Consider the following 24,301-nt stretch of genomic DNA (forward strand, 5'->3'; position numbering starts at 1 on the left):
GCGATCCCAGCTTTCGCTGGGATGACGATAACGTGACCTTACTCGGCCGCCAGCGCCGCCGCCTGGTTGCGGAAGTGCGGGATCACCTTGGTGCCGATGTTGCGGATCGTCTCGAGGATCGACCAGTGGGGGACGGTGCCCATCTGGAAGAGGAACAGCACCTCGTCGGCGCCGGCTTCCTGCAGACGGGTCACGTAGCGGATGCAATCCTCGGCATTGCCATAGGCATCCTGCGCGACCGTGTAGTTGCTGGTCATCGCGTCGGCGCCGTCGACGATCTTCTCTTCCGAGATATAGGCGACGACCTGCTCGCGGGCCTTGCCCAACGCCTCGGCATTCTCCTCGTCGGAGTCGATATGCGCGGTCGGCAGCGGGCCGCCCTGATACCAGTAGGAGATCGCCTCGGCGAAGAAGCGCTGGCCCTTCAGACCGATCTTGCGCGCCTGGTCGCGATCGTCGAGCACGCAGGCCGCGCAGAAGGCGGCGAGATGCTCGTTGGGACGGAAGCCGACCTGATCCTCGGGCTTACGATTCTTGAAGTTCTCGCGGTAGATCGCGTTCTTGCGGGCGATCTCCTCGGGGCCCGAGAAGCCGAGCACGAGCGCGCCGATGCCGCGACGGCCGGCCAGCTCCAGCGTCGATTCACGCGTGCAAGCGTAATAGATCGGCGGATGCGGATCCTGCACCGGGCTCGGGTGGATCGGGCGCGACGGGATCTTGATATACTTGCCGTCATGCTCGACATGCCCGTCCTTCAGGATCTTCGGGATGAGGTACATGCTCTCGTCGATCATCGGCTGCAGCTCGGCGAGGTCATAGCCGAAGGTGCCCGCTTCCTGCTGCGTGCCGCCCTTGCCCATGCCGAAATGGACGCGGCCGTTGGACAGGATGTCGAGCGTCGCGATGCGCTCGGCGACCTTCACCGGATGGTTCATCGCGGGCGGCAGGCAGACGACGCCATGGCCGATGCCGATGCGGGTGGTGCGGCCCGCCATATAGGCGAGGAAAGTCTCCGGAGCCGACATATGGGCATATTGGGTGAGCGCGGTGTGCTCGACCGACCAGACATTGTCGAAGCCCATTTCCTCGGCGAGGATCACCTGCTCGACGATTTCGTTGAAGCACTGGCGCTCGGACTCGCGCGAGGGGTCCGCCATCTGCGCTTCATAGATAATCGAGAACTTCATTGTTCAGCCTCTCCAATGCCGCGGGATCGCGGCCTTGGGGCAACTGCTATGGGTGGCGCCAGGCGGGCGCATCGTCCGTTCGGACTATATGGCGGCCGCCGGCCCTTTCCGTGGCCCTGCCGAGCTATCGTGGCCCGATCCTGTTGCCGTCACGGCGGTTTCCGGCGACCGGAACATGGCGCGGCATTCGCAAGGGCTGCGAATGCCGCGTCCGCGGCTCATGGACACCAATGGATGTCGATCGCCTGCTCCGCCTCTGCCAGCACGCGCCCGATCGGCATGGATGAGCTTGCACCCTGCTTGATCGCCTGTTCGAGCACCTTGCGCTTCTCCTTGCCGGTCAGCACCAGCGTGAGCGTACGCGCGGCGACGATCGCGGCGCGGCTCAGGGTCACACGGGCGACGGGCGCTTCGGTCGGCAACGGGTCGGGCATCACGCCGAGCGCGCGGCGCGTCTTGGGTCCGTTCAGCGCCTCGTCGAGATCCGGCCCCGGAAAGATGGAGGCGGTGTGGCCGTCTGCACCGATGCCGAGCCAGACCAGATCCGGCGGCCAATGCAGTTCGGAGAGCCGCGCATCGGCAGCCTTGCCCGCGGCCTTGTAATCCGCTGCCGCCTCGCTGACGATCGGGAAGACACGGGCGCCGAGCGGGAGGAAGGCCTTGGCGATCTGCGCGATGTTGCTCAGCGGATCCTTTACGCCGACGAGACGATCGTCGGTCGGGATGATCGTCACCCGCTTCCAGTCGAGCTTGGCCTTGGCGAGCTTTGCGAACACCGGCCCGGGCGTCTTGCCGCCCGGCAGCGCGATCAGCGCCTGTCCGCGCGCATCGAGCGCGCTTTCGATGATGAAGCCGACATCGCCGGCCACAGCCTCGGCCAGTTCGTCCTCATCCTCATAATCCCACCATTCGGCTTCAATCATTCCAGCTCACTCCGTCGCGTTCGGTGAGCGCGATAGCGGCGGACGGCCCCCATGTCCCGGCTTGATATGTGCGCGGCGTCATCATGTTGGTGCTCCATCCGTCGCGAATCGCGTCGATCCACTCCCATTGCGCCTCCACCTCGTCGCGACGCACGAACAAGGTGGGATCGCCTTCGATCAAGTCGAGCAGCAGCCGCTCGTAGGCGATACGGCGGCGCGCGCCCGAAAAGGCATTTACGAGGCTGAGGTCCAGCGGCACCTCGCGCAGTCGCACGCCATCTCGGTCGAGACCGGGTTCCTTCGCCATGACCATCAGACGGATACCCTCCTCCGGCTGCAAACGAATGATCAGGCGATTGGGGTGCAACACCGCGCCGCGCTCCGCGAAGATCGAATGCGGCACGCCCTTGAACTGGATCAATATCTCCGAATGACGGACGGGCAGACGCTTGCCGGTGCGCATGTAGAAGGGCACGCCCTTCCAGCGCCAATTGTCGACATGCGCCTTCAGCGCGACGAAGGTTTCGGTATCGCTCGGCTTGCCGAGCTCCTCGGCATAGCCGGGGACCGGTGCCCCCGCGGCGGCCCCTGCAGAATATTGGCCGATCACGCTGTGCGTGGCGGCCGTGCTGCGATCGATGCGGCGCAAGGAACGCAGCACCTTCACCTTCTCGTCGCGCACCGCCGTCGCATCGAAACGGGACGGCGGTTCCATCGCCACCAGCGCGAGGAGTTGCAGCATATGATTCTGCACCATGTCGCGCAGCGCGCCGACGCCGTCGTAAAAGCCCACCCGCCCTTCGAGGCCGACCGTCTCGGCGACGGTGATCTGGACATGATCGACGCCGCCGGCATTCCAGCGCGGCTCGAACAGGCTGTTGCCGAATCGCAGCGCGAGCAGGTTCTGCACGGTCTCCTTGCCGAGATAATGATCGATCCGGAAGGTTCGCTCCTCCGGAAAGGCAGAAGCGACCGCGTCGTTGATTGCCCGGCTGGAGCCGAGATCGTGGCCGAGCGGCTTTTCGAGGCCGATACGCGCATTCTCACCCGCCAGGCCCGCGCCGTGCAGCCCGGCAATGGTCGGTTCGAACAGCGATGGCGCGGTCGACAGGAAAATGGCGAGGCCGCCCGACTGCGCGCACGGCCCCACCGCCTCGGCGAGTGCCGCGAAGCCCGACGGATCGGAAGCATCGACGGGCACGAAGCGAAGGCGCGCGAGGAAGGGCTCCAGCGCGGCGTCCGGCCGTGCTGCCTGGAAGGGCTCCAGCGCAGTCCGCGCCAGGGCCTGGAACTCCTGATCGGTCAGGTGCGAGCGGGAGGTGCCGTAGATGACGAGATGCTTCGGCAGCAGTCCATCGGCGTCGAGATGGAAGAGCGAGGGCAGCAGCATCCGGCGGGAGAGATCGCCGGTTGCGCCGAAGAGCAGGACGGTTTCGCACGATGGCGTCATTCGCGGATACCTCATTGCCAGGGACGATGACGCCAACATGTTACGGCAACTCAACTACGCGCGCATGAAAAAGTGCCGGTCAGCCCGGCGGTGCCGTCGAGCCGCGCACGACCAGGCGATAGGGCATGGTGATGCGCCCGCCCTCCTTCTTGTCATCGAGCAGCGCAAGCAGCGCGGCCGTCGCCGCCCGCGCCATATCCACGGTCGGCTGGCTGATCGTGGTCAGCCGCGGCCAGACGATGGAGGCGATCGGCGTGTCGTCGAAACCCGCGAGGGAGAGCTTGTCGGGAACCTTCAATCCCATCTCGTTGGCAGCGAAGAGCGCGCCAGCAGCCATATCGTCGTTGCAGGCGAAGATCGCGCTGGGGCGCGTCCGGCTGGCGAGCAGGCGCCGCGCCGCCATGATGCCCGAATCGAAGGTGTAGAGCCCCTCCTCCACCAGCATGGGATCGATATCAAGCCCGGCGCGGCGCATCGCCTTGCGATAGCCGATCAGGCGCGCGGTGCCGGACGGATGGGAAGGATCGCCCCGGATGATCGCGATACGGCGATGGCCGAGGCCGATCAGATATTCGGTGATGTCCTGGGCGGCGGCAACATCGTCCATGCGCACTTCCGGCGTCAGCCAGGTGGCCGATGCCGGAGCGATCCGCACGAAGGGAAAGCCAGCGGCGGTGAGTTCCGCGATCGTCGTCGGATCGTCGCCGAGCGGCGGCGACAGGATCAGGCCGTCGAGGCCCGAGCTGCGCGCCATGGCCAGCACCTTGCCGGACATGGTGCTCGCCGATTCGAAGGGCAGGACCAGCAGGCGATAAGGCTCGCCGCGCAGGCGATCGAGCACCCCGGCATTCAGATCGGCGACGTAATAGGGGCTGGGATTGCCGTGCACCATGCCGATCAGGAAAGAACGCTTGCCCGCCAGCCCGCGCGCGGCGACGTTGGGATGGTAATCGATCTCCTGTGCGGCAGCGATCACCTTGTCGCGCGTTTCCTCCCGGACATTGGGTTCGGCATTGAAGACGCGCGAGACGGTCTTGATCGAGACGCCTGCCCGGGCGGCGACGTCGAGGATGGTGGCGCGCACGCCTCTGCCGATCTTGCCTGTCACGTCCACGATCGAAGCGCGCTTTCTCCGTGAAGATCAAGATTTTCCGCAAGGGCCGGAGCATCTCCACTCCTGTCACCCTCTTCACGCCAACCATTGCGAGGCGTAACGAGATCGCACCATCGGGGAGGAAATATGACGCGCGGTTATCGTCTGGCATCCGGGCTGCTCGGCTGGTTCGCGGTCGTGGCGCAGCTGGTGCTGATGCTCTCCGGCAAGCCGGCGGACGAGCTTGCCGCCACGGTAATCCGTTTCTTCAGCTTCTTCACGATCCTGAGCAACATCCTGGTCGCTACCTGCCAGACGGCGAGCGCCCTCGCGCCGGATGGACCGATCGGACGCTTCTGCCTGCGTGCGGACGTACGCGGCGCGGCCGCGGTCTATATCGCGGTGGTGATGGGCATTTATATCGCCCTGCTGAACGGATTGATCCCGTTGAGCCCCGCTGGATGGGTGATCGACCGCATCCTGCACTATATCGTGCCGCCGCTGTTCCTGCTCGACTGGGTGGCGCTCACGCCCCACGGCTCGCTGCGCTGGACGGATGCGCCGCGCTGGGTGGTCCCTCCGCTCGCCTATGCGGCATGGACCTTCGGCCACGGCGCGGTGACCGGTTTCTATCCCTATCCGTTCGTCGACGTGACGAAACTCGGCGCCGGACAGGTGACGATCAACAGCTGCGCGGTGGCGCTGCTGTTCCTGCTGCTCGGCCTGGCGCTGGTCGCAATCGACCGCCTGCTTTCCCGCACGCGCCGCGTTTTCGGCTGAACCGTCGACGCGCTCTCAGAGCGCGCCGTGGCAGTGCTTATACTTGTTGCCCGAACCGCAGGGGCAAGGCGCGTTGCGGCTCACCCTGCCCTTCCAGCTTTCCGGATCGGTGCCCAGCTCCTCGCCATCGGGGAGCGGCGTCTGCATCGGCGCGACACGCGTGGTGATGAGACCGAGGGCACCGGCGTCGAGATCGCGCGTATCGTCATCGCCGGTCAGCGGATCGAAATGGGTCGTGATGAAGTCCGGCATCTCCGGCAGCTCGGGCAGATCCGGCTGGGCGAGGAACTGCGCATTGCCGATCACGCGGGTCACATCCTCGCGGATCGAGGAGAGCATCCGTTCGAACAGGGCGAACGCCTCATGCTTATATTCGTTGAGCGGCGTCTTCTGCGCATAAGCCCGCAGGTGGATCACCTGGCGCAGCGCGTCGAGCGTCGAGAGATGCTCTTTCCAATGATGATCGAGATTCTGCAGCAGGATGCTCTTCTCGATACGATGCCATTCTTCCGGCGGGATCGCCGCGGCCTTCTCGGCGATCGCATTGTCCGCCAGCTGCTGGATCCGCTCGATGAGCGTCTCCGGCTCGAGCCCATCCTCCTTCAGCCAGTCGTCGATCGGCGCTTCGATACCGAGGGTCTGCGCGGTGCGCTCCTTCAGCATCTCGACGTCCCATTGCTCCGGATAACTGCCCGGCGGGCAGGCATCGCTCACCAGCGCATTTACCGTTTCGGCGCGCATGTCCGATACGACGTCGTCGACCGTCTCGGCGTCCATGATATCCGAGCGCTGCTCGTAGACGACCTTGCGCTGATCGTTCATCACGTCGTCATATTCGACGACCTGCTTGCGGATGTCATAGTTACGCGCTTCGACCTTGCGCTGCGCGGTCTCGATCGCCTTGGAGATCCAGGGCGACACGATCGCCTCGCCGTCCGCCAGATTCTTGTTCATCATCTTGGCGAACATGGTCTGCGGCCCGAAGATGCGCAGCAGATCGTCGTCCAGGCTCAGATAGAAGCGGCTGAGGCCCGGATCGCCCTGCCGGCCTGAACGGCCGCGCAGCTGATTGTCGATGCGGCGGCTCTCATGACGCTCGGTGCCCAGCACGAACAGGCCGCCGGCCTCCAGCACCTTCTGCTTTTCCTGGACGATCTCCGCCTTGATGCGCTCGGCCGCGATGTCGAACTCCGGCGTGCCCATCTCCAACTCGGGATGCTCGTCGAGGAGCCGGAATTCGAGGTTGCCGCCGAGCTGAATGTCGGTGCCGCGGCCCGCCATGTTGGTGGCGATGGTGACGGCGCCGAGGCGTCCGGCCTGCGCGACGATATGCGCTTCCTGCTCGTGATAGCGCGCGTTCAGCACATTGTGCGGGACATTCTCCTTCTGGAGAAATTCCGACAGCATCTCGGACTTTTCGATCGAGACCGTGCCGACCAGAACCGGCTGCCCCTTCGCGCTCGCCTCGCGGATCGCCTGGGTGATCGCGCCGAACTTGTCCTGCCAGGTCTTGTAGAATTCGTCGTCCTGATCGATGCGCCTGACCGGCAGGTTGGTTGGGATCGTGACGACGTTCATCTTGTAGATATGGTAGAATTCCGCGGCTTCCGTCGCGGCGGTGCCGGTCATGCCGCCGAGCTTCGGATACATGCGGAAATAATTCTGGAAGGTGATCGAGGCGAGCGTCTGGTTCTCGGGCTCGATGCGGACGCCTTCCTTGGCCTCGACCGCCTGGTGCAGCCCGTCCGACCAACGCCGGCCGTCCATCATGCGGCCGGTGAACTCATCGATGATGATGACCTTGCCGCCCTTCACGATATAGTCGGTATCGCGCTTGTAGATCACGTTCGCGCGGAGCGCCTGGTTCAGGTGGTGGACCACCTGGGTATTCTCGAAATCGTAGAGATTGGCGCCTTCCAGCAGGCCCGCAGCCTCCAGCGCGCGCTCCATCCGCTCGGTACCGTCCTCGGTGAGCACCACCGAGCGCTGCTTCTCGTCGACCTCGTAATCGTCCGCAGAGGTCTGCTTCACGATCGCGTCGACCGCCTTGTAGAGGTCGGACTTGTCGTCGGTCGGACCCGAGATGATCAGCGGGGTCCGCGCCTCGTCGATCAGCACGGAATCGACCTCGTCGACCACCGCGAACGCGAATGGCCGCTGCACCATGTGCGAGCGGTCATATTTCATATTGTCGCGCAGATAATCGAAGCCGAACTCGTTGTTCGTGCCGTAGGTGATGTCGCTGGCATAGGCGGCGCGACGCTCATGATCGTCGAGATTGGGCACGATCACGCCGACGGTCAGGCCGAGGAAGCGATAGACCTGGCCCATCCATTCGGCGTCGCGCTTGGCGAGATAGTCGTTGACGGTGACGACGTGGACGCCGGTGCCCGGCAGCGCGTTGAGATAGGTTGCGAGCGTGGCGACGAGCGTCTTGCCCTCGCCGGTGCGCATCTCGGCGATCTCGCCGCGGTGCAGCACGATGCCGCCGATCATCTGCACGTCGTAATGCCGCTGGCCGAGAACCCGCTTCGCGGCTTCCCGCACCGTGGCGAACGCTTCGGGCAGGAGTGCATCGAGCGTCTCGCCATTGGCCAACCGTTCGCGGAACAGCACGGTCTGGCGGCGCAGCGTTTCATCGTCCATTGCGGACAGCGCGGGTTCGAAGTCCGCAATTTTCCTGACGATCGGCTGCAGCGACTTCACGTAGCGATCGTTGGACGATCCGAAAATGGCCTTGGCGATGCCGCCGAGCATGAGCGTTCCCTGGAAAATCTGTGGATGCGGCAACAAGACCGCCTCCGGTCGGGGCGAAATAGGTGGCGCAGGGGGTTACGTCAATTCGCGCGAATGCAAGACCGTATCGAAGCTGCCCCGACCGCGCCCCCGCTTCAATTTCCCCCTGGCACGAAAAGCGCTTGCGATCGGCCAGCAAAGCGCCCCTTGGTGCGCAGATCCTGGGTGATCGAGGCACGCGTGCGACAAGCGGACGGCATGACTATCGGTGCGGCACATGCAGCCCCCGCCACGACACGAAGCGGCCGAACCAGGCCTCTGCTCGTCATGCTGCTGGCGACGACGCTCCTGCTGCTGCTCGGCGTCTTCACAAGTCCCAACAACCATGACGAGAGCCAATATGTCGCGGGCGCGGCGCTGGCCCGCACCGGCCTGATCTATCGGGATTTCGCATCGCTTCAGCCGCCGTTGCAAAGCTGGGTCTATGCGCCGCTCGCCAGCCTGTTTCCCGGCTGGACGCTGCTCGCCATGCGCCTCGCAACCGCCCTGTTCAGCCTCGCGGCGGCGGCGGCGACCTATGGCGCGCAGCGAACGATCGGCATAGACCGACGCGCGGCCAGCCTCGCCACGCTGGCCATGGCCTGCACCGCTACCTTCCTCTTCACCGGATCGGTGGTCCGCAACGACGCGCTTCCCGCCGCGCTGGCAGCCGGCGCCACGGCTGCTGCACTGCATGGGGCGTTGCGGCAGAGGCTCCGGGCGATGGCGCTCGCCGGGCTGCTGCTCGGCGCGGCGACCAGCGCCAAGCTTTCCTATGCGCCGATGCTGGCGTGCGCCGGCGTCGCTCCGCTGCTCTACGGCCGATGGCGGGGGCTGTGTGCCGTGCTGGCCTTCGCCGTCGGCGCCGCGATCGGGCTGCTGCCGATGCTGCTTGCGGCGCTGCCCGCGCCGCAGGCCTTCCTCTACGGTGTATTCACCTATGCGCGAACCGCGCCGTTCGAATGGTATGTCGCGAGCGGGCGCGGCGGGGAATTGGGCATCGGCGTGAAAATTCTGTTCCTGCTGCTCAACATGCTGCAGGGTCCGGCGCTGCTCGCTGCGATCCTCAGCGCCCGCACCCTGATCGGCAGGCGGCATCGGCTCCGTCCCCAACATGTCATGCTCGCCGCGCTCCTCGCCGGAGGCGCGCTCGGCGCGGTTCTGCCGACGCCGACCCAGATCCAGTATCTGCTGCCGATGCTGCCGCCGCTGTTCGTCGCCTTCGGCCTCGCCATCGCTCGCGGCGCGCTGGCGTCGCGGGGTGCAGCCGCGCTCGCCATCCTGTTCGCGCTGGCCGGGATCGCGCCGAGCATCGCCGATGCGGCGAAGATCGCCCGCAAGGGACGCACCGTGCTCGCCATCGAGCGGCAGGCGCATGCGATCGGTGCCTTTCTGGCGCAAAGCGGTGCCGAAGGCGTCATCGCCAGCGTGGCGCCGGAACGGGTGATCGACAGCGGCTATCCGATCGATCCGCGCTTCGCCGCCGGCCCCTTCCTGTTCCGTAACGGCGGCCTGATGCCTCCGGCGCTGGTTCGCGCGCTCAAGGCGGTCACGCCGCAAACGCTGGAGGAATCATTCGGGCAGGCGCCACCCGCCGCGATCCTCGTCGGATATGAAAAACTCGCTCGCAACGGCGGCCCGCCGGCCGATGCGCCTCTGGAGGCCTATGCGGTCCGCCATGACTTCCAGCGCGCCGATCTCACGGACGGACTCGGGCGGCTCTATGTCCGTCCGGTCGCGGGGCCGAAAGGCCGTTGATCTGGCGGCGGCTTGTCGATAGCGGACCCCCGTCCCGCGGAGTCCGCCCATGTCCTCGATCTCGCCTCTCGCCTCCCCCTTCCCCGCCCTGCCCAAGATCGGCGGCGCGACCGTCCATGTAGCGCGCGCGCGCTACAAGAATTGGGATCGCTGCGATCTGACCTTCGTCGCGCTCGCGGAAGGCACCGCGGTGGCGGGCGTGACGACGAGGAGCAAATGCCCCTCGCCCGAGGTGGAATGGTGCCGCTCGGCGCTGCCGCTCGGCCGTGCACGTGCGCTCGTGGTCAATGCCGGCAATTCCAACGCCTTCACCGGCAATCGCGGCCGCGCCGCGGTCGAGGCGATCACGGCACGGGTGGCGGGTGCGATCGGCTGCCAACCCTCGGACGTGTTCGTCGCCTCGACGGGCGTGATCGGCGTGCCGCTGCCGATCGACAAGGCCGAGGCGGGCATCGATGCGGCGCTAGCCGCTCCGGAAGCCTCCTGGGAGGACGCCGCCTCGGCGATCGCCACGACCGACACCTTCCCCAAGGGGGCGGTGACGCGCGCCGTGATCGGCGGGAAGACGGTGAGCCTGGCCGGCATCATCAAGGGATCGGGCATGATCGCGCCCGACATGGCAACGATGCTCGGCTTCATCTTCACCGATGCCGCCGTCGATCCCGCCTTCCTCCAGACGATGCTCGACAATGCGAACCGGGCCAGCTTCTCCTGCATCACCGTGGACGGCGACACCTCCACCTCCGACACGGTACTGGCCTTTGCCACCGGCGCGGCCGGCAACGCACCGCTCGCCGCCTTCGAAGACGAAGGCGCGGATGCCTTCCAAGCCGCGTTGTCGGACCTGTGCATGCAGCTCGCCCATCTCGTCGTGCGGGACGGCGAAGGCGCAAGCAAGTTCATCGCGATCGACGTCGAAGGCGCGGAATCGGACGAGAGCGCGCGGATCATCGGCCTTTCCATCGCCAATTCGCCGCTGGTAAAGACCGCGATCGCGGGCGAGGACGCCAATTGGGGCCGGGTCGTCATGGCGGTGGGCAAGGCAGGCGAACCGGCGGAGCGCGACCGGCTGGCGATCCGCTTCGGCGAGACCCAGGTCGCCCGCGGCGGCCTTGCCGTGGAAGGCTATGACGAAGCGCCTGTCGCCGCCCACCTGAAGGGCCAGGACATCGAGATCGGCGTCGATCTCGGCATCGGGGAAGGCCGCGCCACGGTTTGGACCTGCGATCTCACCCACGGCTATATCTCGATCAACGCCGACTATCGGAGCTGACGCCCATGCTCACCATCTGGGGACGACCGAATTCGCACAATGTGAAGAAGGTCGTCTGGCTCGCCGAAGAAATCGGCCTCGCCTATGTGCGGCACGATACCGCCGGCAAGTTCGGTTTTCCCGAAAACTATCGGGAGATGAACCCTAACATGCTGGTACCGACGATCGAGGACGACGGCCTCGTGCTGTGGGAGTCCAACGCGATCCTGCGCTATCTCGCGGGCCGCTACGCACCCCAGCTCTGGCCGGACAATCCCGCCGTCCGCGCGATCGGCGACAAATGGATGGACTGGCAGTTCAGCTATGCCACCGCCCAGTTCGACGCCTTCGTCAATCTCGTCCGCCGCCCGGCCGAACAACGCGATCTCGATGCGGTGGCGCGATCCGCCGCGGCGAGCGCGGAGCGCATGGCAATCGTCGAAGAGGCGCTGGCCCGTCATCCCTGGCTGTCGGGCGATGCCTTCGGCATCGGCGACATACCGATGGGCGTCTACGTCCACAGCTGGTTCTCGCTCGACATACCGAAACCCGAGCTGCCGCGGGTCGCGGATTGGTATGCCCGTCTGGCCGAGCGCCCCGGCTATGCCCGTCACGTCAAGATCGCGCTGAGCTGATGCACGGCCTCTGCGACGACGTCGCCGCGCTGATGCGCGAGGTGGGTACGCGGATCATGATGCCGCGCTTCCGCCAGCTTCGCGCCGAGGATATCGCCGAGAAGACGCCGGGCGATCCGGTGACGATCGTCGACCGGGAATCGGAGGCCTTCCTCACGGAAAAGCTCGCGGCGCTGATGCGCGAGGCACGGGTGGTCGGCGAAGAGGCGACGGCGGCGGACCCGACCCTGCTCGACGGTCTCGGCGAAGGAACGGCCTGGATCATCGATCCGCTGGACGGCACGAAGAACTTCTCGGAGGGCCATCCCCCCTTCGCGATCATGATCGCGCTGGTCAGCGATGGTGAGCGGGAAGCGAGCTGGATCCTGGATCCGGTAAGCGGCAGGCTCTGCCACGCCGCGCGCGGGGGCGCCTTTATCGATGGAGAACGGGTGTGGGCGAGGCCCAGCGGCAATTCCCTGCCGCTCGCCGCCGCCGCCGTCTATTTCATGACGGAAGCACGGCGCGCCGACATCGTCGAACGCGCCAGGGGTGCGCTCGCGCTGGTCGATATCCCGCGCTGCGCCGGCGAACAATATCCGCGCATCGTCCTCGGCCGGAACGACATCGCCCTGTTCGAGCGAACCCTGCCCTGGGACCACGCGCCCGGTGCGCTGTTCCTGGAGGAAGCCGGCGGGCGGATCGCCCGGCCGGACGGCAGCCCCTATCGCGTCGGCGTGCCGGGAACCGGAATGATCGGCGCCGCCTCGCCCGCTTTGTGGGACGAGGCGGCACGGATATTGTTCGGCTAGATTCTACGCGCCAGCCCGGCGTCCGCCGGGAGGACGCGGCGCAATCAGAGCGACGATTCGAGCCATCCCTTGAGCTGGCTCTTCGGCGCCGCGCCCACCTTGGTGGCGGCCGGCGCGCCGTCCTTGAAGAGGATCATCGTCGGGATGCCGCGGACGCCATATTTGCTGGGCGCGTCCGGATTCTCGTCGATATTGAGCTTGGCGATCGTCACCTTCTCGCCGAGCTCCTCCGAGATCTCCTCCAGCGCCGGGCCGATCATCCGGCAGGGGCCGCACCATTCCGCCCAGAAATCGACGAGCACGGGGCCCTCGGCCGAGATGACGTCGCTATGGAAGCTGCTGTCGGTGATCTTCTTGGTTGCCATGACGAACTCCTCGAAATGCGTGCAACGGATGTAGGCGAGCACATGCCGCTTCTTCAACGCCCGAGCGAGAGATTTTGCTGCTAGGGCAAGAAGCCCGGCTTGTGCGGCGCCAGCAGGACGTCCGGCAACGGAATCAGCACCGGCCCGGCCGTGTAGAGCAGCGCAGCGTCGACCGGCTTCCCGGGGAATATCACTGCCAGCGCCGCCGCATAGGCCGCCATCTGGCGCAGATGTGCGGCCGGCACCTCCATGGCGTCGGCCGGAACGCGGCGCCCCGTCTTGAAATCAACGACCCGGATCCGCTCCTCGCCGACGAGCAGCCGGTCGACCGTGCCGGCGACCACATCCTGCGCCACGATCGCCGCGATGGGCGCCTCCGCCAGCGCGTCGGGACCGAACAGATCGCGAAAATCCGGATGATCGACGATCGCCGAGGCCGAAGCGATCAACGATCGGCGCAGAGCCTCGTCGGCAACACCGGCGGAGAGCCGCAGCCAGCGATCGGCATGGGCCTCCCGCTGCTCCGCCGCCACCGCCGGCAACCGCTCGAACAAGGCATGAAGGAGCCGCCCCCGTTCCGCCGCCTCCAGCATCCGGGCATTGGGCGGAGGATAGGCGCTGTCGTCGTCCGCCGGTGCCGAGGGCGCCAGCGGCCGCGGCGGCCGTGCCTCCCTGGGCGCCAGCGCGCGCAGCCACTCGGGCTCGGGCGACGCCACTGCCGCACGCACAGCGCGCGCGGTGCGAAGCGTCGGCAGTCCCGACGCCTCGCCGCCCTCGTGGCGTCGCTCCGCACCCCAGGAGGCCTCTTCCACCCATTCACTGCCAAGCGCCGAAAGGGCGCGCTCGACAGCCGCATGCCAGCTCTGCTCGGGCGCCTCGCCCTTTTTCGCCGCACGCGGGCCGAGCGCGCCGGCGACGACCAGATGCTCTTCCGCCCTGGTCAGCGCCACATAGAGCAGGCGCCAATGCTCCTGCCGGTCGCGCCGCGCGGATGCCTCGGCATCGCGTGCGAGGCTGCCGAGCAGTTCGTCCTTGCGCGGACGGAAGACCGGCACGGCCGGCGCCCCCTCCTCCAATTCCCATTCCAGTGCCGAGCGGCGGCTGTTGTCGGGATCGACGGTGGCGTCGGCCAGGATCACCAGCGGCGCCTGCAGCCCCTTCGATCCATGCACGGTCATCACCCGCACGGCATCCAGCGGCGCCGAAGGATCGCGCGTGATCTCGACATCGCCGCGATCGAACCAATCGAGGAAACGCTGCAGCGACGGCGTGGAATCGCTTTCGAAGGCCAGCGCGGCGTTGAGCAGCTCCTCGATCGGATCGCGCGCCTCCTGGCCCAGCCGGCGCAGCAGCTTGCGCCGCCCGTCCAACGGACCGGACAGCATGTCCTCCAGGAAGCGATAGGGCGTGGTGAAGTCCGCCTGATCCAGCAGGCGCGTCAAGATGGCGGCATCGCCGGCATGGCCGGGATTGGCGAGAAGGCTGCGGAACAGCGAGCCGCTGCGGCCGTGACCCAGCGCGTAGAGCGCATTCTGCGACAGGCCGAACAAGGGTGAGACCAGCAATCCGGCCAGGTTGAGATCGTCCTCCGGCTGCAGCACGAAACGGATCGCGGCCAGCAGATCCTTGATCGCGAGCGGCGCGGCGAGACGCAACCGATCGACGCCGGCCACCGGCACCCCCTCGGCATGCAGCCGCGCGACCAGCAGCGATGCGAGATCGGTCCGCTTGCGCACCAGGATCAGCACATCCTCCGGCCGCAAATGCCGGCCCCGCGTCGCCAGGAACAGGGGATCCTTGCCCAGCCATGCCGCAATCTGCTCGGCAAGGCGCGAGGCGAAGGCGCGGGTCGCATCGTCGATCCAGCCTTCCTCGCCCTCGTCGCCCTCTTCCTCATCGGCACGCTGGAAGAAAGGACGCCAGAGACGAACGCTGCCGCGGCCGCGCCTGGCGCTGAGGTGCGGCGGGGCGGCACGATCGAGGCCGAGCGCGTCATGGCCGAGATCGTCGAGCAGCCGATCGACCAGCGCCAGGATGGGCGGCGTCGATCGGAAGCTGCGATCCAGCGACAGTTCCGCAAAGGGGTAGCCGGCCGCATCGGCATGCAGGCCGAAAATGTGCCGTGCCGCCACGAAGGCATCCGGGCTCGTGCCCTGAAAGCCGAAAATGGCCTGCTTGAAGTCTCCCACGGTGAAGATCGTCCGGCGCAACAGCGGGGAGCGCGCGCCCTCTCCGGCGAAGAATTCGCCTGCCAGCGCAGCGACGATCTTCCATTGCTGCACATTGGTGTCCTGCGCCTCGTCGACCAGAATATGGTCGGTCGCCTGGTCCAGCTTGTAACGGACCCAATCGCCCATGCCGTCCTGTTCCAGCAGCGCCACGGCCGAGCGGATGAGATCGTCGAAATCGACCGCGCCGGCAGCACGCTTGGCATCCGTCCAGGCGCGGGCATAGGCCTGTCCGGCGCGCAGCCCGGCCGCGAGTAGCGCAGCGAGCGCGGCCTTGGTGCGCAGCTCGATCAGCGCGCCGCACCGATCCGCGAGGCGCGCGATCGCCCCGCCATAATCGGGCGCGATCTTCTCCAGCCCTTTCTCGATCTTGCGCAATTCGCCTTTTCCGGTGACGGCGAGTTGGTGGATCGCATCCAGCATCTCCGCCCGGTCGCTGGGTGCGAGTGTCTGCCAGCGGGCGATCAGATCGGCGCGGGACAGGCCGGTCGCCGTGCCCCATTGCGCATTGGCGGACGCGATCAGGCGAAGCGTCGCCATGTCGAACGCATCGTCCGCGCAAGCCGCAGCGAGCAGCTCCGCGACATCGCCGGCCGGCACGTCGAGCGCACGCCGCAGGCGCGGTTCGATCGCCTGACGCGGGCCGAGCGTCTCCAGCGCGTCCGGCGCGCGCGCGGCCGCGAACAGGAAGCTCTCCGCCTCGGTTTCGCCGAGGCGGCGGCTGAGCGTACGCACGTCGTCGATCAACCCGAGATCACCGCCGCTTTCCGCCTGAACCAGCAGATCCGCCAGGGTTGCGCGACGCAGCGTCGCCTCCTCGCGGCCTTCGAGCGGACGGAAACCCGGCACCAGCCCCGCCTCGATCGGAAAGCCGGCGAGCAGCGTCTGGCAGAAGGCATGGATCGTCTGGATCCTGAGGCCGCCGCCAGCCGCATCGAGAACGCGCGCGAAGAGGGTGCGGGCGTGGGCGACCGCTGCATCGTCATGCGCTTCGCCGAGTGCGCGCAATTCCTTGCGCAGGTCTCGATCGGGCAGGCGCACCCAATAGGCCAGCCGCGCATGGATGCGATCCGCCATTTCGGCGGCACCCGCCTTGGTGAAGGTCAGGCACAAAATGGAGGAAGGATCGGCGCCATTGACCAGCAGCCGCAGGACGCGTGCGGTGAGAACATGGGTCTTGCCGGTACCGGCCGACGCGGACAGCCAGACATTCTCGCGCGGGCCGGAGGCGGCAAGCTGCTCGCCCTGGAGCGGGATCAGCGGAGATAGCGGCATGCCCCTCCCTCGCCTGCTTTGCCTCGTGCGGCAAGGGGCACATGCCCGGCGGGTTGCGCTTGGCCTACCGGTCCGGCATCTGAACCATCGGAATCAGGAGGAGCAAAAGGGCGAATGAGGGCGATCTGGGACCGGATTGCCGCTCGATCCGGCTGGTTCATCGCCGTGCTCGGCCTCTTCGCCTGGTTCGTCCTGCTGTGGCTGATGTTCGGCGACGTGCTCTGATCGTCGGGCGATCACCATCTAGACGCGCCTGGCGGCCGTCGCATAGACGGCATGCACACCCACGGCGAACGAGGCCAGCCGATGACCGACGCGATCCGCATCGACGAATTTCCTGTCCGGACATCGATGAAGCTGCGTTATTCGGATACCGACCGCCAGGGCCATGTGAACAATACCGTGTTCGTGACCTTGCTTGAGGCCGGCCGGGTCGACCTGTTCTACGACCCCGCCGCGCCCATGGCCGATCCGGGCACCTCCTTCGTCATCGTCCGGCTGGAGCTCGACTATCGCAAGGAGATGCACTGGCCGGGCGAGATCGGTATCGGCACGCGCGTGCTTTCGGTTGGCCGGTCCTCGTTCCGGATCGAGCAGGCGCTCTTCCAGGGGGACGCCTGCGTCGCCACGTCCGAGTCCGTGCTCGTCCTTATGGACGACATGACACGTAAATCGACGCCCCTGTCTCCCACTACCGTCGCACGACTGGAGGCCAGCAAACGCTGAGCCGCCATTGTACGTCCACAGGTAGGGCCGATTCGGCAGCTCGACACCATCTATGGCGGCTTGACATGCCCTCGCAGCATCGGTGTCGATCGCAATTCAGTGTCATTCGCAAATAACCATGCCTCCCCATAAAATAAATATTGGCATCTTCCTGCGAATTTAATGAAATCAGACACTTGATCACGTGTATATAGCACCGGCACGTCAATCGATGTGCTGCAGCTCCCGCACATAAGGGAGCATCGGGGCACTATATATACCCATGAAATTGCTGGATCTGTGGCTCGTCGGCTTCGGGCTCAGATGTTGCGCGCTTCTGCTTTGCGAAGTGGGCAGCCTGCTGTTCGTTATACCGACCTTGTTCAATCTTCACAGCGACCTTGCCGACGCGGGCGCCGCAATCCTTGCGATCGTGGCGATCGGCGGCGGTTTTCTGTGGGGAAGTGCGCTCTCGCGCGAACTCATCACCCTTCTTGCGGACGATAAAAATGAATAGGATCGTCAAATACGCTTTCTTTCCCACTCTCCTGATACCGCTGCTCATCCTGGCGCCGCTTACTTCGTGCAGCCGCGTCGAGCCGGGCCATGTCGGCATCAAGGTGAACAACTTCGGAAGTGCGGCCGGCGTATCGGATCGTGCGCTCGGCGTAGGCTGGTACTTCACGCCCGTCGGAACCAATATTTACGAATATCCGATCTATACTTCGACCTACGCCTGGACAGCCAACCGGGAAGAGCAGACACAATCGGACGAAAGCTTCGGTTTCCAGGACCGCAACGGGCTCAACCTGTCGGCCGACGTGTCGGTCGCCTATCGGGTCGATCCGGTGAAGGCACCGATATTGTTCCAGAAATACCGGACGGACATGACCGGAATCGTAGCCGGCCCCTTACGTAATGCCGTGCGCAGCGCGCTTGTCGAGGAAGCCTCCAATCTCGGCGTGGAGGAGATTTATGGTCCGAAAAAGGCGCAGCTGATTGGCCGGGCATGGCAGGACGTCTCGCGCTATTTCGAACCGTTCGGCCTGCATGTCGAGCAACTCTATTGGGCCAGCAATATCCGCGTGCCCGACCAGGTGCTCGGCCAGATCAACACCAAGATCGCCAACGAGCAGGCGGCGCTGGCCGCACAGGCGAACGTCGCGACGGTGAAAGCCAATGCCGACGCGCTGATCGCCCAGGCCGAAGGCAAGGCACGCGCATCTCAGATCGAGGGCGACGCGTTGCGCGCCAACCCGGAGATTCTACGCCAGCGGGTGATCGAGAAATGGGACGGCCATATGCCGACCTACATGGCCGGCACAGGCGCAAGCCTGCCCTTCATCAGCGAACGGTAAGGCCGATCTTTCCGGCCAAGCGATGGCGACGCTTGGCCGGATCCCTCGATTGACAGGCTTTTTCGGCCACCCCAGAACCACCGCAAAATCGGGTATGAGGGGCCATGGAAAAGCTGATCTACGTCCTCTGGAAGGATCCAGCGGAAAGCGACGCGGCGTTCAACGATCGCCTGCGCGGGCCGGTCGGCGAGCAGTTGGCGAAGCTCGGCGCACAGCGGCTTCAGTTCAACATCGTCGACGACGCGGTGGCGGATGGTGCGGCGCTGCGGTTCGAGCCGGTCAAGCCGGCGCCCTCGGCCCTCGTCTCCTTCTGGCTCAATGCGGCACACGCCCGCGCTCCGTTCGAGGCGGTGCTGGAAGGTGCAGCGCCGCGGTTCGCAGGCTATCAGGTCGCGGAATCGACGGTCGTGCCGAACGACCGACCTTCCGGATCGGACGGACGGGTGCGCGGCTTCTCCCAGATCGCCTTCCTCTTCAAGCTGCCCGCCGTCACCTATGACGGCTTCCTGGAAATGTGGATGCGCGATCAGACGCGGGTCGGCGTCGAAACCCAGGACACCTTCTATTATTGCCAGAACATCGTCGTGCGCGTGCTGACGCCCGGCGCGCCGATGTGGAACGGCATCGTCGAGGAATGCTATCCGATCGAAGCGCTCACCGATCCGCTGGTCTTCTGGAAGGCCAATGGCGACGAGGCGGTCTACAAGGCCAATTACGCGCGGGAGATGGCGAACGTCGCCCGTTTCCTGGACCTCGAACGCGGCTCGGTGATGATCACCAGCGCCTATCGGCCGGGCGGCTGGGCCGATCCCAAGCATGAGATCGAGCTTTATCGTGGCTGATGTGGGGGTCTTTTCGGGCAAGGTGGCGCTCGTCACCGGTGCGAGCAGCGGGATCGGCCGCGCGACGGCCGAACTCTTCGCAGCGCGGGGCGCGGCGGTTGCCGTCGCCGCGCGCAACCTCGAACGGGGCGCAGAGACGGTGGAACGCATCCGCGCGGCCGGCGGCACGGCCGAACTGATCCCCGCCGACATGGAGCAACCCGACCAGATCGAGGCGATGGTCGTGCGCACGCTGGAGCTGTTCGGCCGGATCGACTGTGCGTTCAACAATGCCGGCATGACCGGACGGGACGCGCTGTTCCACGAACAGTCGATCGAGGATTGGAACGAGGTGATCGCCACCAATCTCACCTCCGTCTTCCTGTGCATGAAGCATGAGATCGTCGCCATGCTGAACGCCGGTTGCGGCGGAGCGATCGTCAACAACTGCTCGGGAGCGGGCGTGATGGCAGCACCCGGCCTGCCGCATTACACCGCCGCCAAACATGGCGTGCTCGGCCTGACCAAGGCCGCCGCCAAGGATTATGCAGCGCATGGCATCCGCGTAAATGCGGTCTGCCCGGGTTTCATCGACACGCCGCAGCTCAACGCATTCCTCGGCGACGACGCCACGCGCGCAGCCGTCGTCGCCGGTATTCCTGCCGGCGCGATGGGCACCGCCGAGGACATCGCGAAGGCCGTCGCGTTCCTCTGTTCGCCGGACGGCGCCTATATTTCGGGCGATACCATGTTCATCGACGGCGCCGTCATGTGCCGATGAGACGTCCGGCCCGCCGCGATGGCGGGACCGGTAACATGCTCAGGAAATCAGCCGCGGCACCGCAATCTCGCGGATGTGGAAGCGGGCATCGGGATGCTCGGCCTTGCCGTCACGCGGCGCGATACGGTGCTGCACGACGCTGTTCTTGCCGAAGCCCGGCACGACCGGGCGATCCGACTTGCTGCTCAGCCAGAGACGCAGCAGATGGCGCTTGCGCTGCGGCTCGGGCCAGTCGAAGAATTCGGTGCGCGCGTGCAGCGCGGCGTAGTTGGACAACCACTGGATGTCACCGGGGCGGAAATCCATCTCGATCGCCATGCCGGGTTCATAGGTGATCTCGTCGAACAGCCGCAGCACCTCAAGCTGGTCGTCGGTCAGCTTGGGCACGCCCGGATAATCCTGCGCCGTGATGATGTAGAGCGATCCGGCATACATGCTGAACACGCCGTCCACCATCGAGACGATCGGCGATTGATAGGTGTAGGCGGGGGAATTATGGTCCTGCCGCCGCCAGTCCCAATGGAAGGATTCGAGCAGCAGCGGAGCGAGATCCGGGCGACGCTCGAGAATCTCATTGTAGATCTGGGCTCCGGAAACGAGGCAGGAAGCACCGCCCGCCCGCGCGCCGCGCAGACACATCAGCGCCACGATATCGGAGCTGTCGCTGTGATATACGAGCTTGTCGCGCACCTTGGACGACAGTGCGGTCGGATCGTCCATCGTCTTGTCCGACGTCGCATAGACATGGTCGATCAGGTCGCCCATCTCGTTCTGCCGGATGGCATCGCCCATGTGCAGGCCGAGCACATAATAAATGGCGGCCGACAGCGCGTCCGAATATTCCTCGGTGCGCAGCCCGCGAACGAGCACGAAGCCGCGGCCGAAATCGACGTCCCTGATCCATTCGGCCACCGCGTCGGCGCAGGCGACCAGCGGATATTCCTCTGCCTGTACGCTGCGCAGGTCAGGATCCTTCGCCAGAAATTCCTTGCCGAGACGTTCCAGCTCGTCGATCTGGGCATCGGAAAGCCGGTAGATCCATTCCCCGCTTTCCTTGAGCCGATCACCCCGCCAAGCGGTTTCCGTCTCCACCGGGGCCAGGGCCGTCATCACGTTCATGCACATCACTCCTTCCCGCGCATGATAGCCTTTTAGGGTCGTCAATGCCGCATTCTTGTCGCGGCGCGCCTAAAGAGTTTCTGGCTCGGCTGGGGAAGGTGCGGTCAATCCGTCGCGGATGCGCCGACACGTGCGGAAGCGAGCGACGAGATCGCCTCGTCGGCGGCTCGCTCGCCGCTCGTCCAGGCGCCATGGGCCGTCGAGAAATCGCTCGGATGCGTCGCTTCGCCAGCGAAGAACAGACGGGCGTCAACCGGCCTTGCCAATATGGCGCGAGCGGAGGCGCAGCCGGGCATGGCGTGGCTGTAGGAGCCGCCTATATCGTCCATGCGCCGCCACCGGGTTCCTGCCGCGAGGCGCAGCTTATCGCGGATCCGGCTCCCCAGCAGCGCCGCCAGTTCGTCGATGGCATAGTCCGCCGCCCCATGGAGCCCTTCGCGCTCCAGCATCTCGGCGCCCTCCCCGCCGAAGAAAGATTCCACGACCGGCCGGCTGAACGGCATCAGATAATGGCTTCCCGTCCGGCCGCTCGCGGGATTGCCCAGCAGGTGGGTTTCGGGTTCCAGCCCGTGCCCCTCCTCCAGCGCGAAGAACAATTTGTCGGCAAGACCCAGCGGCAATTGACTGGCCGCATGGAGATGATCGTCCATCGTCGAAGGAAAGGCGATGCGGCCGGAGACCAGCACAACGGTCGAGACGGTCACGATCGCCGTTTTCGCGACGATCTCGCCGCGCCGGGTCGCCAGCTTCACGCCGGAGCCCGCAATGTCGATAGCGGTGACCGGCGTGGAGAGATGCAGCGGCAGCGTCGGCAGCAGCGATGCGATCAGCGTGCCATAGCCGGCAGGAATACGCCAATTGCGCTCGCCGGCGGCGCGGCTGTAGGCCAGATAATCGGCCACCGATAGATCGTCGAGGCCGACCCCGTTGACATAGCCGCTCAGCGCCTCGAGGAAGGGCCGCCACCGGCTGCCGGGCTCCACCGCATCGCATGCACGGTCGCTGGCCGGAGGATCGCGTATCAGGCGCGCTTCCAGCGCATCCCATGCCGCATTCGCAGCCTGACGATCTTCGCGCGGAAAGCCGAGATCGCGATACTGCTCGGACCAGGCCGAAGCGCTGCGATCCACCGCAAACCCATTCTCCCGCGCCAGAGCGACGAAGGGATTGCGGTCCGCCGAGTGGAGCCAGCCACATCCCATGTCCAGCGCCATCCCCTCTACCGCCAGCGTGCAGGCGCGCCCGCCGATCCTCTGGCCGGCCTCGAGGACAATCACCGACCGGCCGGCACGACGCAGCCGGCGCGCGGCTGCGATGCCGGCGGCGCCCGCCCCTATCACCGCGACATCGAAGCGTTCGAACATCACCTGCTCCGCTTTCGTTCGCGTCTGGCGATGTCGCAAGTGCGGCTAGCGCCGTTCAAGCAGGCGATCGACCACGCTCGCGCCGCTGCGCTTGGGATCCGGTTCCTGATCGCACTCCTTCTCAAGCGCATGGCGTATCTCCTCCAGCTGCTTTTCGGTGAGGTGCTCGATGCCGATGAACGGTGTACGCGCGCCCTCCAGCGCGCGAATGAGCTCGTCGAGCTTGGCCTGCATCGCTGCGCCGTCACGATTCTGCGCATTCTGGATCAGGAAAACCATCAGGAAGGTGACGATCGTGGTGGAGGTGTTCACCACCAGCTGCCACGTATCGGAATAGTGGAAAAACGGGCCGCTGACCGCCCAGACGACGATCAGCGCAACGGCGATGATGAAAGCGAGCGGCTGCCCCGCCGCCGAAGCCATCCTGCTGGCCAGCCATGTGAACATCCGGTCCATGGAGGAGGTCCTTTATCAAAATGGGGCCGAGTCAGCGCTCCCGGTTGCCAGCCGTAACGAACGGCCCGGCACTTGGATGCATATTAACTTGCGCACAATATAATTGTGTCCTATTAGATTGGCATGGATGTCATTCCGGACGACGAGGATCCTCTCCGGCTCGACCGGCAGGTCTGCTTTCCGCTCTATGCGGCGTCTAATCTGCTCACCCGGCTTTATCGCCCGGTGCTGGCGAGGCTTGGGCTCACCTACCCGCAATATCTGGTCATGCTCGTCCTGTGGGAAGATTCGCCCCGGAGCGTGGGCGCGCTCGGCGAGGCGCTGTATCTGGATAGCGGCACGCTCACCCCGTTGTTGAAGCGCATGGAACAGGCTGGGCTGGTCGAACGAAAACGCGACCCGCAGGATGAACGACGTGTCCAGATCCACCTCACCGCCGCGGGCCGCGCGTTGCGGGAACCGGCGCTCGACGTGCCGGCCACCTTGGCCCGCGGATTCAACGGATCGCCAGAGAATCTGATTACGCTGCGCGACACGGTGCGCGCCTTGATCGACACTTTGACAGACCATGCCGGCATCGCCGGCGCGATACGCGAGCAAGGAGAGCGAGGATCATGACGACCGCCTATGATTTCACCGCCAAGTCGATCGATGGCGAGGAGGTACCGCTCGATCGCTATCGCGGCGACGTGCTCCTGATCGTCAACACCGCCAGCAAATGCGGCTTTACGCCGCAATATGACGGGCTTGAGAAGCTGCATGAGGATCTTTCCGACAAAGGCCTGCGCGTGCTCGGCTTTCCATGCAACCAGTTCGGCAAGCAGGAGCCCGGCGACGAGGCGGAGATCCGGAATTTCTGCAGCCTTACCTATGACGTCAAATTTCCGATGTTCGCAAAGGTGGACGTCAACGGCCCGGAAACCCATCCCCTCTACAAATGGCTGAAAGGCCAGGCAAAAGGCCTGCTCGGAAGCGAAGTACTCAAATGGAACTTCACCAAGTTCCTGGTCGATCGCTCGGGTAGAGTGATCGATCGCTTCGCCCCGACGACCAAGCCGGAAGCGCTTCGTGGCGAGATAGAAAAGCTGCTCTGAACGCGCCACCGCCAAAAGCTGCACGGCGTCGAAGGTGGTCGCGGCGCCACATCTTTCTGCAACCGCGCATGCCACGCCGCTTCCGTTGGCC

The 24,301-nt window shown here is 65.6% G+C and carries 22 protein-coding genes; 12 read left to right on the forward strand and 10 right to left on the reverse strand.

Annotated features, from left to right (window positions below):
* Positions 1 to 38: 38 nt before the first annotated feature.
* The 4 genes from GQY20_RS23815 to GQY20_RS23830 form a co-directional block, all read right to left on the reverse strand.
* Positions 39 to 1,187, reverse strand: coding sequence for an LLM class flavin-dependent oxidoreductase (locus GQY20_RS23815; RefSeq protein WP_157219653.1), 1,149 nt, complete (start codon positions 1,185 to 1,187; stop codon positions 39 to 41).
* 218 nt (positions 1,188 to 1,405) lie between these two features.
* Entirely contained in the window at positions 1,406 to 2,110 is a 705-nt protein-coding gene (gene pgl, locus GQY20_RS23820; protein ID WP_157219654.1) for a 6-phosphogluconolactonase, read from the reverse strand.
* Positions 2,103 to 3,560 (reverse strand): glucose-6-phosphate dehydrogenase, encoded by a 1,458-nt coding sequence (gene zwf / locus GQY20_RS23825; protein ID WP_157219655.1) that lies wholly within the window; start codon positions 3,558 to 3,560, stop codon positions 2,103 to 2,105. Before zwf ends, pgl begins: the two co-directional genes overlap by 8 nt.
* A gap of 79 nt (positions 3,561 to 3,639) precedes the next feature.
* Positions 3,640 to 4,668 carry a LacI family DNA-binding transcriptional regulator gene (locus tag GQY20_RS23830; protein ID WP_232476223.1) on the reverse strand — a complete coding sequence of 343 codons (1,029 nt, stop codon included), beginning with the start codon at positions 4,666 to 4,668 and terminating at the stop codon, positions 3,640 to 3,642.
* 132 nt (positions 4,669 to 4,800) lie between these two features.
* On the opposite strand from GQY20_RS23830, the gene GQY20_RS23835 reads away from it, so the two are divergent.
* A complete protein-coding gene (locus GQY20_RS23835) occupies positions 4,801 to 5,433 on the forward strand; it encodes a Pr6Pr family membrane protein (protein WP_157219656.1) in 633 nt (210 codons plus the stop codon).
* A 15-nt stretch (positions 5,434 to 5,448) separates the two neighbouring features.
* On the opposite strand, the gene secA is transcribed toward GQY20_RS23835, so the two are convergent.
* On the reverse strand, positions 5,449 to 8,190 hold the full coding sequence (secA, locus tag GQY20_RS23840) for a preprotein translocase subunit SecA (protein ID WP_157219883.1): 2,742 nt from the start codon (positions 8,188 to 8,190) through the stop codon (positions 5,449 to 5,451).
* A gap of 189 nt (positions 8,191 to 8,379) precedes the next feature.
* Between secA and GQY20_RS23845 the strand changes: the two genes are divergently transcribed.
* Genes GQY20_RS23845 through GQY20_RS23860 form a run of 4 tightly spaced genes read left to right on the forward strand, consistent with a single transcriptional unit; the run spans position 8,380 to position 12,644 of the window.
* Positions 8,380 to 9,966 (forward strand): glycosyltransferase family 39 protein, encoded by a 1,587-nt coding sequence (locus GQY20_RS23845; RefSeq protein WP_157219657.1) that lies wholly within the window; start codon positions 8,380 to 8,382, stop codon positions 9,964 to 9,966.
* A gap of 49 nt (positions 9,967 to 10,015) precedes the next feature.
* Positions 10,016 to 11,239 carry a bifunctional glutamate N-acetyltransferase/amino-acid acetyltransferase ArgJ gene (gene argJ, locus GQY20_RS23850; protein WP_157219658.1) on the forward strand — a complete coding sequence of 408 codons (1,224 nt, stop codon included), beginning with the start codon at positions 10,016 to 10,018 and terminating at the stop codon, positions 11,237 to 11,239.
* Positions 11,240 to 11,244: 5 nt separating this feature from the next.
* Positions 11,245 to 11,853, forward strand: coding sequence for a glutathione S-transferase family protein (locus GQY20_RS23855; RefSeq protein WP_157219659.1), 609 nt, complete (start codon positions 11,245 to 11,247; stop codon positions 11,851 to 11,853).
* Positions 11,853 to 12,644: an inositol monophosphatase family protein gene (locus GQY20_RS23860; RefSeq protein WP_157219660.1), complete on the forward strand. Its 792-nt coding sequence runs from the start codon at positions 11,853 to 11,855 to the stop codon at positions 12,642 to 12,644. Before GQY20_RS23855 ends, GQY20_RS23860 begins: the two co-directional genes overlap by 1 nt.
* Before the next feature lie 44 nt (positions 12,645 to 12,688).
* On the opposite strand, the gene trxA is transcribed toward GQY20_RS23860, so the two are convergent.
* Together trxA and addA are read right to left on the reverse strand one after the other, a co-directional pair.
* Positions 12,689 to 13,009 carry a thioredoxin TrxA gene (trxA, locus tag GQY20_RS23865; protein ID WP_157219661.1) on the reverse strand — a complete coding sequence of 107 codons (321 nt, stop codon included), beginning with the start codon at positions 13,007 to 13,009 and terminating at the stop codon, positions 12,689 to 12,691.
* Between the two features lie 80 nt (positions 13,010 to 13,089).
* The gene (gene addA, locus GQY20_RS23870; RefSeq protein WP_157219662.1) at positions 13,090 to 16,512 is read right to left on the reverse strand and encodes a double-strand break repair helicase AddA; all 3,423 of its coding nucleotides are present in this window, start codon (positions 16,510 to 16,512) and stop codon (positions 13,090 to 13,092) included.
* Between the two features lie 306 nt (positions 16,513 to 16,818).
* Between addA and GQY20_RS23875 the strand changes: the two genes are divergently transcribed.
* The 5 genes from GQY20_RS23875 (at position 16,819) to GQY20_RS23895 (ending at position 20,177) form a co-directional block, all read left to right on the forward strand.
* Positions 16,819 to 17,238, forward strand: coding sequence for an acyl-CoA thioesterase (locus GQY20_RS23875; RefSeq protein WP_157219663.1), 420 nt, complete (start codon positions 16,819 to 16,821; stop codon positions 17,236 to 17,238).
* 262 nt (positions 17,239 to 17,500) lie between these two features.
* Positions 17,501 to 17,734 carry a hypothetical protein gene (locus GQY20_RS23880; protein WP_157219664.1) on the forward strand — a complete coding sequence of 78 codons (234 nt, stop codon included), beginning with the start codon at positions 17,501 to 17,503 and terminating at the stop codon, positions 17,732 to 17,734.
* Positions 17,727 to 18,575: an SPFH domain-containing protein gene (locus GQY20_RS23885; RefSeq protein WP_157219665.1), complete on the forward strand. Its 849-nt coding sequence runs from the start codon at positions 17,727 to 17,729 to the stop codon at positions 18,573 to 18,575. The genes GQY20_RS23880 and GQY20_RS23885 overlap by 8 nt, the downstream gene beginning before the upstream one ends.
* Positions 18,576 to 18,679: 104 nt before the next feature.
* A complete protein-coding gene (locus GQY20_RS23890) occupies positions 18,680 to 19,417 on the forward strand; it encodes a hypothetical protein (protein ID WP_157219666.1) in 738 nt (245 codons plus the stop codon).
* Positions 19,410 to 20,177, forward strand: a complete 768-nt coding sequence (locus GQY20_RS23895) for an SDR family NAD(P)-dependent oxidoreductase (RefSeq protein WP_232476224.1) — start codon at positions 19,410 to 19,412, stop codon at positions 20,175 to 20,177. Before GQY20_RS23890 ends, GQY20_RS23895 begins: the two co-directional genes overlap by 8 nt.
* A gap of 39 nt (positions 20,178 to 20,216) precedes the next feature.
* Here the strand turns inward: GQY20_RS23895 and GQY20_RS23900 are convergent, their stop codons facing one another.
* The 3 genes from GQY20_RS23900 to GQY20_RS23910 form a co-directional block, all read right to left on the reverse strand.
* Positions 20,217 to 21,296: a TauD/TfdA family dioxygenase gene (locus tag GQY20_RS23900; RefSeq protein WP_157219668.1), complete on the reverse strand. Its 1,080-nt coding sequence runs from the start codon at positions 21,294 to 21,296 to the stop codon at positions 20,217 to 20,219.
* A gap of 104 nt (positions 21,297 to 21,400) precedes the next feature.
* Positions 21,401 to 22,660, reverse strand: coding sequence for a flavin monoamine oxidase family protein (locus GQY20_RS23905; RefSeq protein ID WP_157219669.1), 1,260 nt, complete (start codon positions 22,658 to 22,660; stop codon positions 21,401 to 21,403).
* 45 nt (positions 22,661 to 22,705) lie between these two features.
* Positions 22,706 to 23,116, reverse strand: a complete 411-nt coding sequence (locus GQY20_RS23910) for a low affinity iron permease family protein (RefSeq protein WP_157219670.1) — start codon at positions 23,114 to 23,116, stop codon at positions 22,706 to 22,708.
* A gap of 123 nt (positions 23,117 to 23,239) precedes the next feature.
* Here GQY20_RS23910 and GQY20_RS23915 point away from each other — a divergent pair, with 123 nt between their 5' ends.
* The gene (locus tag GQY20_RS23915; RefSeq protein WP_157219671.1) at positions 23,240 to 23,734 is read left to right on the forward strand and encodes a MarR family winged helix-turn-helix transcriptional regulator; all 495 of its coding nucleotides are present in this window, start codon (positions 23,240 to 23,242) and stop codon (positions 23,732 to 23,734) included.
* A complete protein-coding gene (locus GQY20_RS23920) occupies positions 23,731 to 24,210 on the forward strand; it encodes a glutathione peroxidase (protein WP_157219672.1) in 480 nt (159 codons plus the stop codon). Before GQY20_RS23915 ends, GQY20_RS23920 begins: the two co-directional genes overlap by 4 nt.
* Positions 24,211 to 24,301: the final 91 nt, after the last annotated feature.

The sequence above is a fragment of the Flavisphingomonas formosensis genome (assembly GCF_009755815.1).
Lineage (GTDB): Bacteria > Pseudomonadota > Alphaproteobacteria > Sphingomonadales > Sphingomonadaceae > Flavisphingomonas > Flavisphingomonas formosensis.

Bases quoted from the DNA above. Each gene is read 5' to 3' on its own strand.
- trxA (WP_157219661.1), bottom strand. From the start codon at position 13,009: ATGGCAACCAAGAAGATCACCGACAGCAGCTTCCATAGCGACGTCATC.
- GQY20_RS23910 (WP_157219670.1), bottom strand. From the start codon at position 23,116: ATGGACCGGATGTTCACATGGCTGGCCAGCAGGATGGCTTCGGCGGCG.
- GQY20_RS23875 (WP_157219663.1), top strand. From the start codon at position 16,819: ATGACCGACGCGATCCGCATCGACGAATTTCCTGTCCGGACATCGATG.
- GQY20_RS23920 (WP_157219672.1), top strand. From the start codon at position 23,731: ATGACGACCGCCTATGATTTCACCGCCAAGTCGATCGATGGCGAGGAG.
- GQY20_RS23860 (WP_157219660.1), top strand. From the start codon at position 11,853: ATGCACGGCCTCTGCGACGACGTCGCCGCGCTGATGCGCGAGGTGGGT.
- GQY20_RS23835 (WP_157219656.1), top strand. From the start codon at position 4,801: ATGACGCGCGGTTATCGTCTGGCATCCGGGCTGCTCGGCTGGTTCGCG.
- GQY20_RS23815 (WP_157219653.1), bottom strand. From the start codon at position 1,187: ATGAAGTTCTCGATTATCTATGAAGCGCAGATGGCGGACCCCTCGCGC.
- GQY20_RS23905 (WP_157219669.1), bottom strand. From the start codon at position 22,660: ATGTTCGAACGCTTCGATGTCGCGGTGATAGGGGCGGGCGCCGCCGGC.
- GQY20_RS23890 (WP_157219666.1), top strand. From the start codon at position 18,680: ATGGAAAAGCTGATCTACGTCCTCTGGAAGGATCCAGCGGAAAGCGAC.
- GQY20_RS23885 (WP_157219665.1), top strand. From the start codon at position 17,727: ATGAATAGGATCGTCAAATACGCTTTCTTTCCCACTCTCCTGATACCG.
- GQY20_RS23915 (WP_157219671.1), top strand. From the start codon at position 23,240: ATGGATGTCATTCCGGACGACGAGGATCCTCTCCGGCTCGACCGGCAG.
- GQY20_RS23900 (WP_157219668.1), bottom strand. From the start codon at position 21,296: ATGAACGTGATGACGGCCCTGGCCCCGGTGGAGACGGAAACCGCTTGG.
- zwf (WP_157219655.1), bottom strand. From the start codon at position 3,560: ATGACGCCATCGTGCGAAACCGTCCTGCTCTTCGGCGCAACCGGCGAT.
- GQY20_RS23855 (WP_157219659.1), top strand. From the start codon at position 11,245: ATGCTCACCATCTGGGGACGACCGAATTCGCACAATGTGAAGAAGGTC.
- addA (WP_157219662.1), bottom strand. From the start codon at position 16,512: ATGCCGCTATCTCCGCTGATCCCGCTCCAGGGCGAGCAGCTTGCCGCC.
- GQY20_RS23880 (WP_157219664.1), top strand. From the start codon at position 17,501: ATGAAATTGCTGGATCTGTGGCTCGTCGGCTTCGGGCTCAGATGTTGC.
- pgl (WP_157219654.1), bottom strand. From the start codon at position 2,110: ATGATTGAAGCCGAATGGTGGGATTATGAGGATGAGGACGAACTGGCC.
- secA (WP_157219883.1), bottom strand. From the start codon at position 8,190: ATGCTCGGCGGCATCGCCAAGGCCATTTTCGGATCGTCCAACGATCGC.
- argJ (WP_157219658.1), top strand. From the start codon at position 10,016: ATGTCCTCGATCTCGCCTCTCGCCTCCCCCTTCCCCGCCCTGCCCAAG.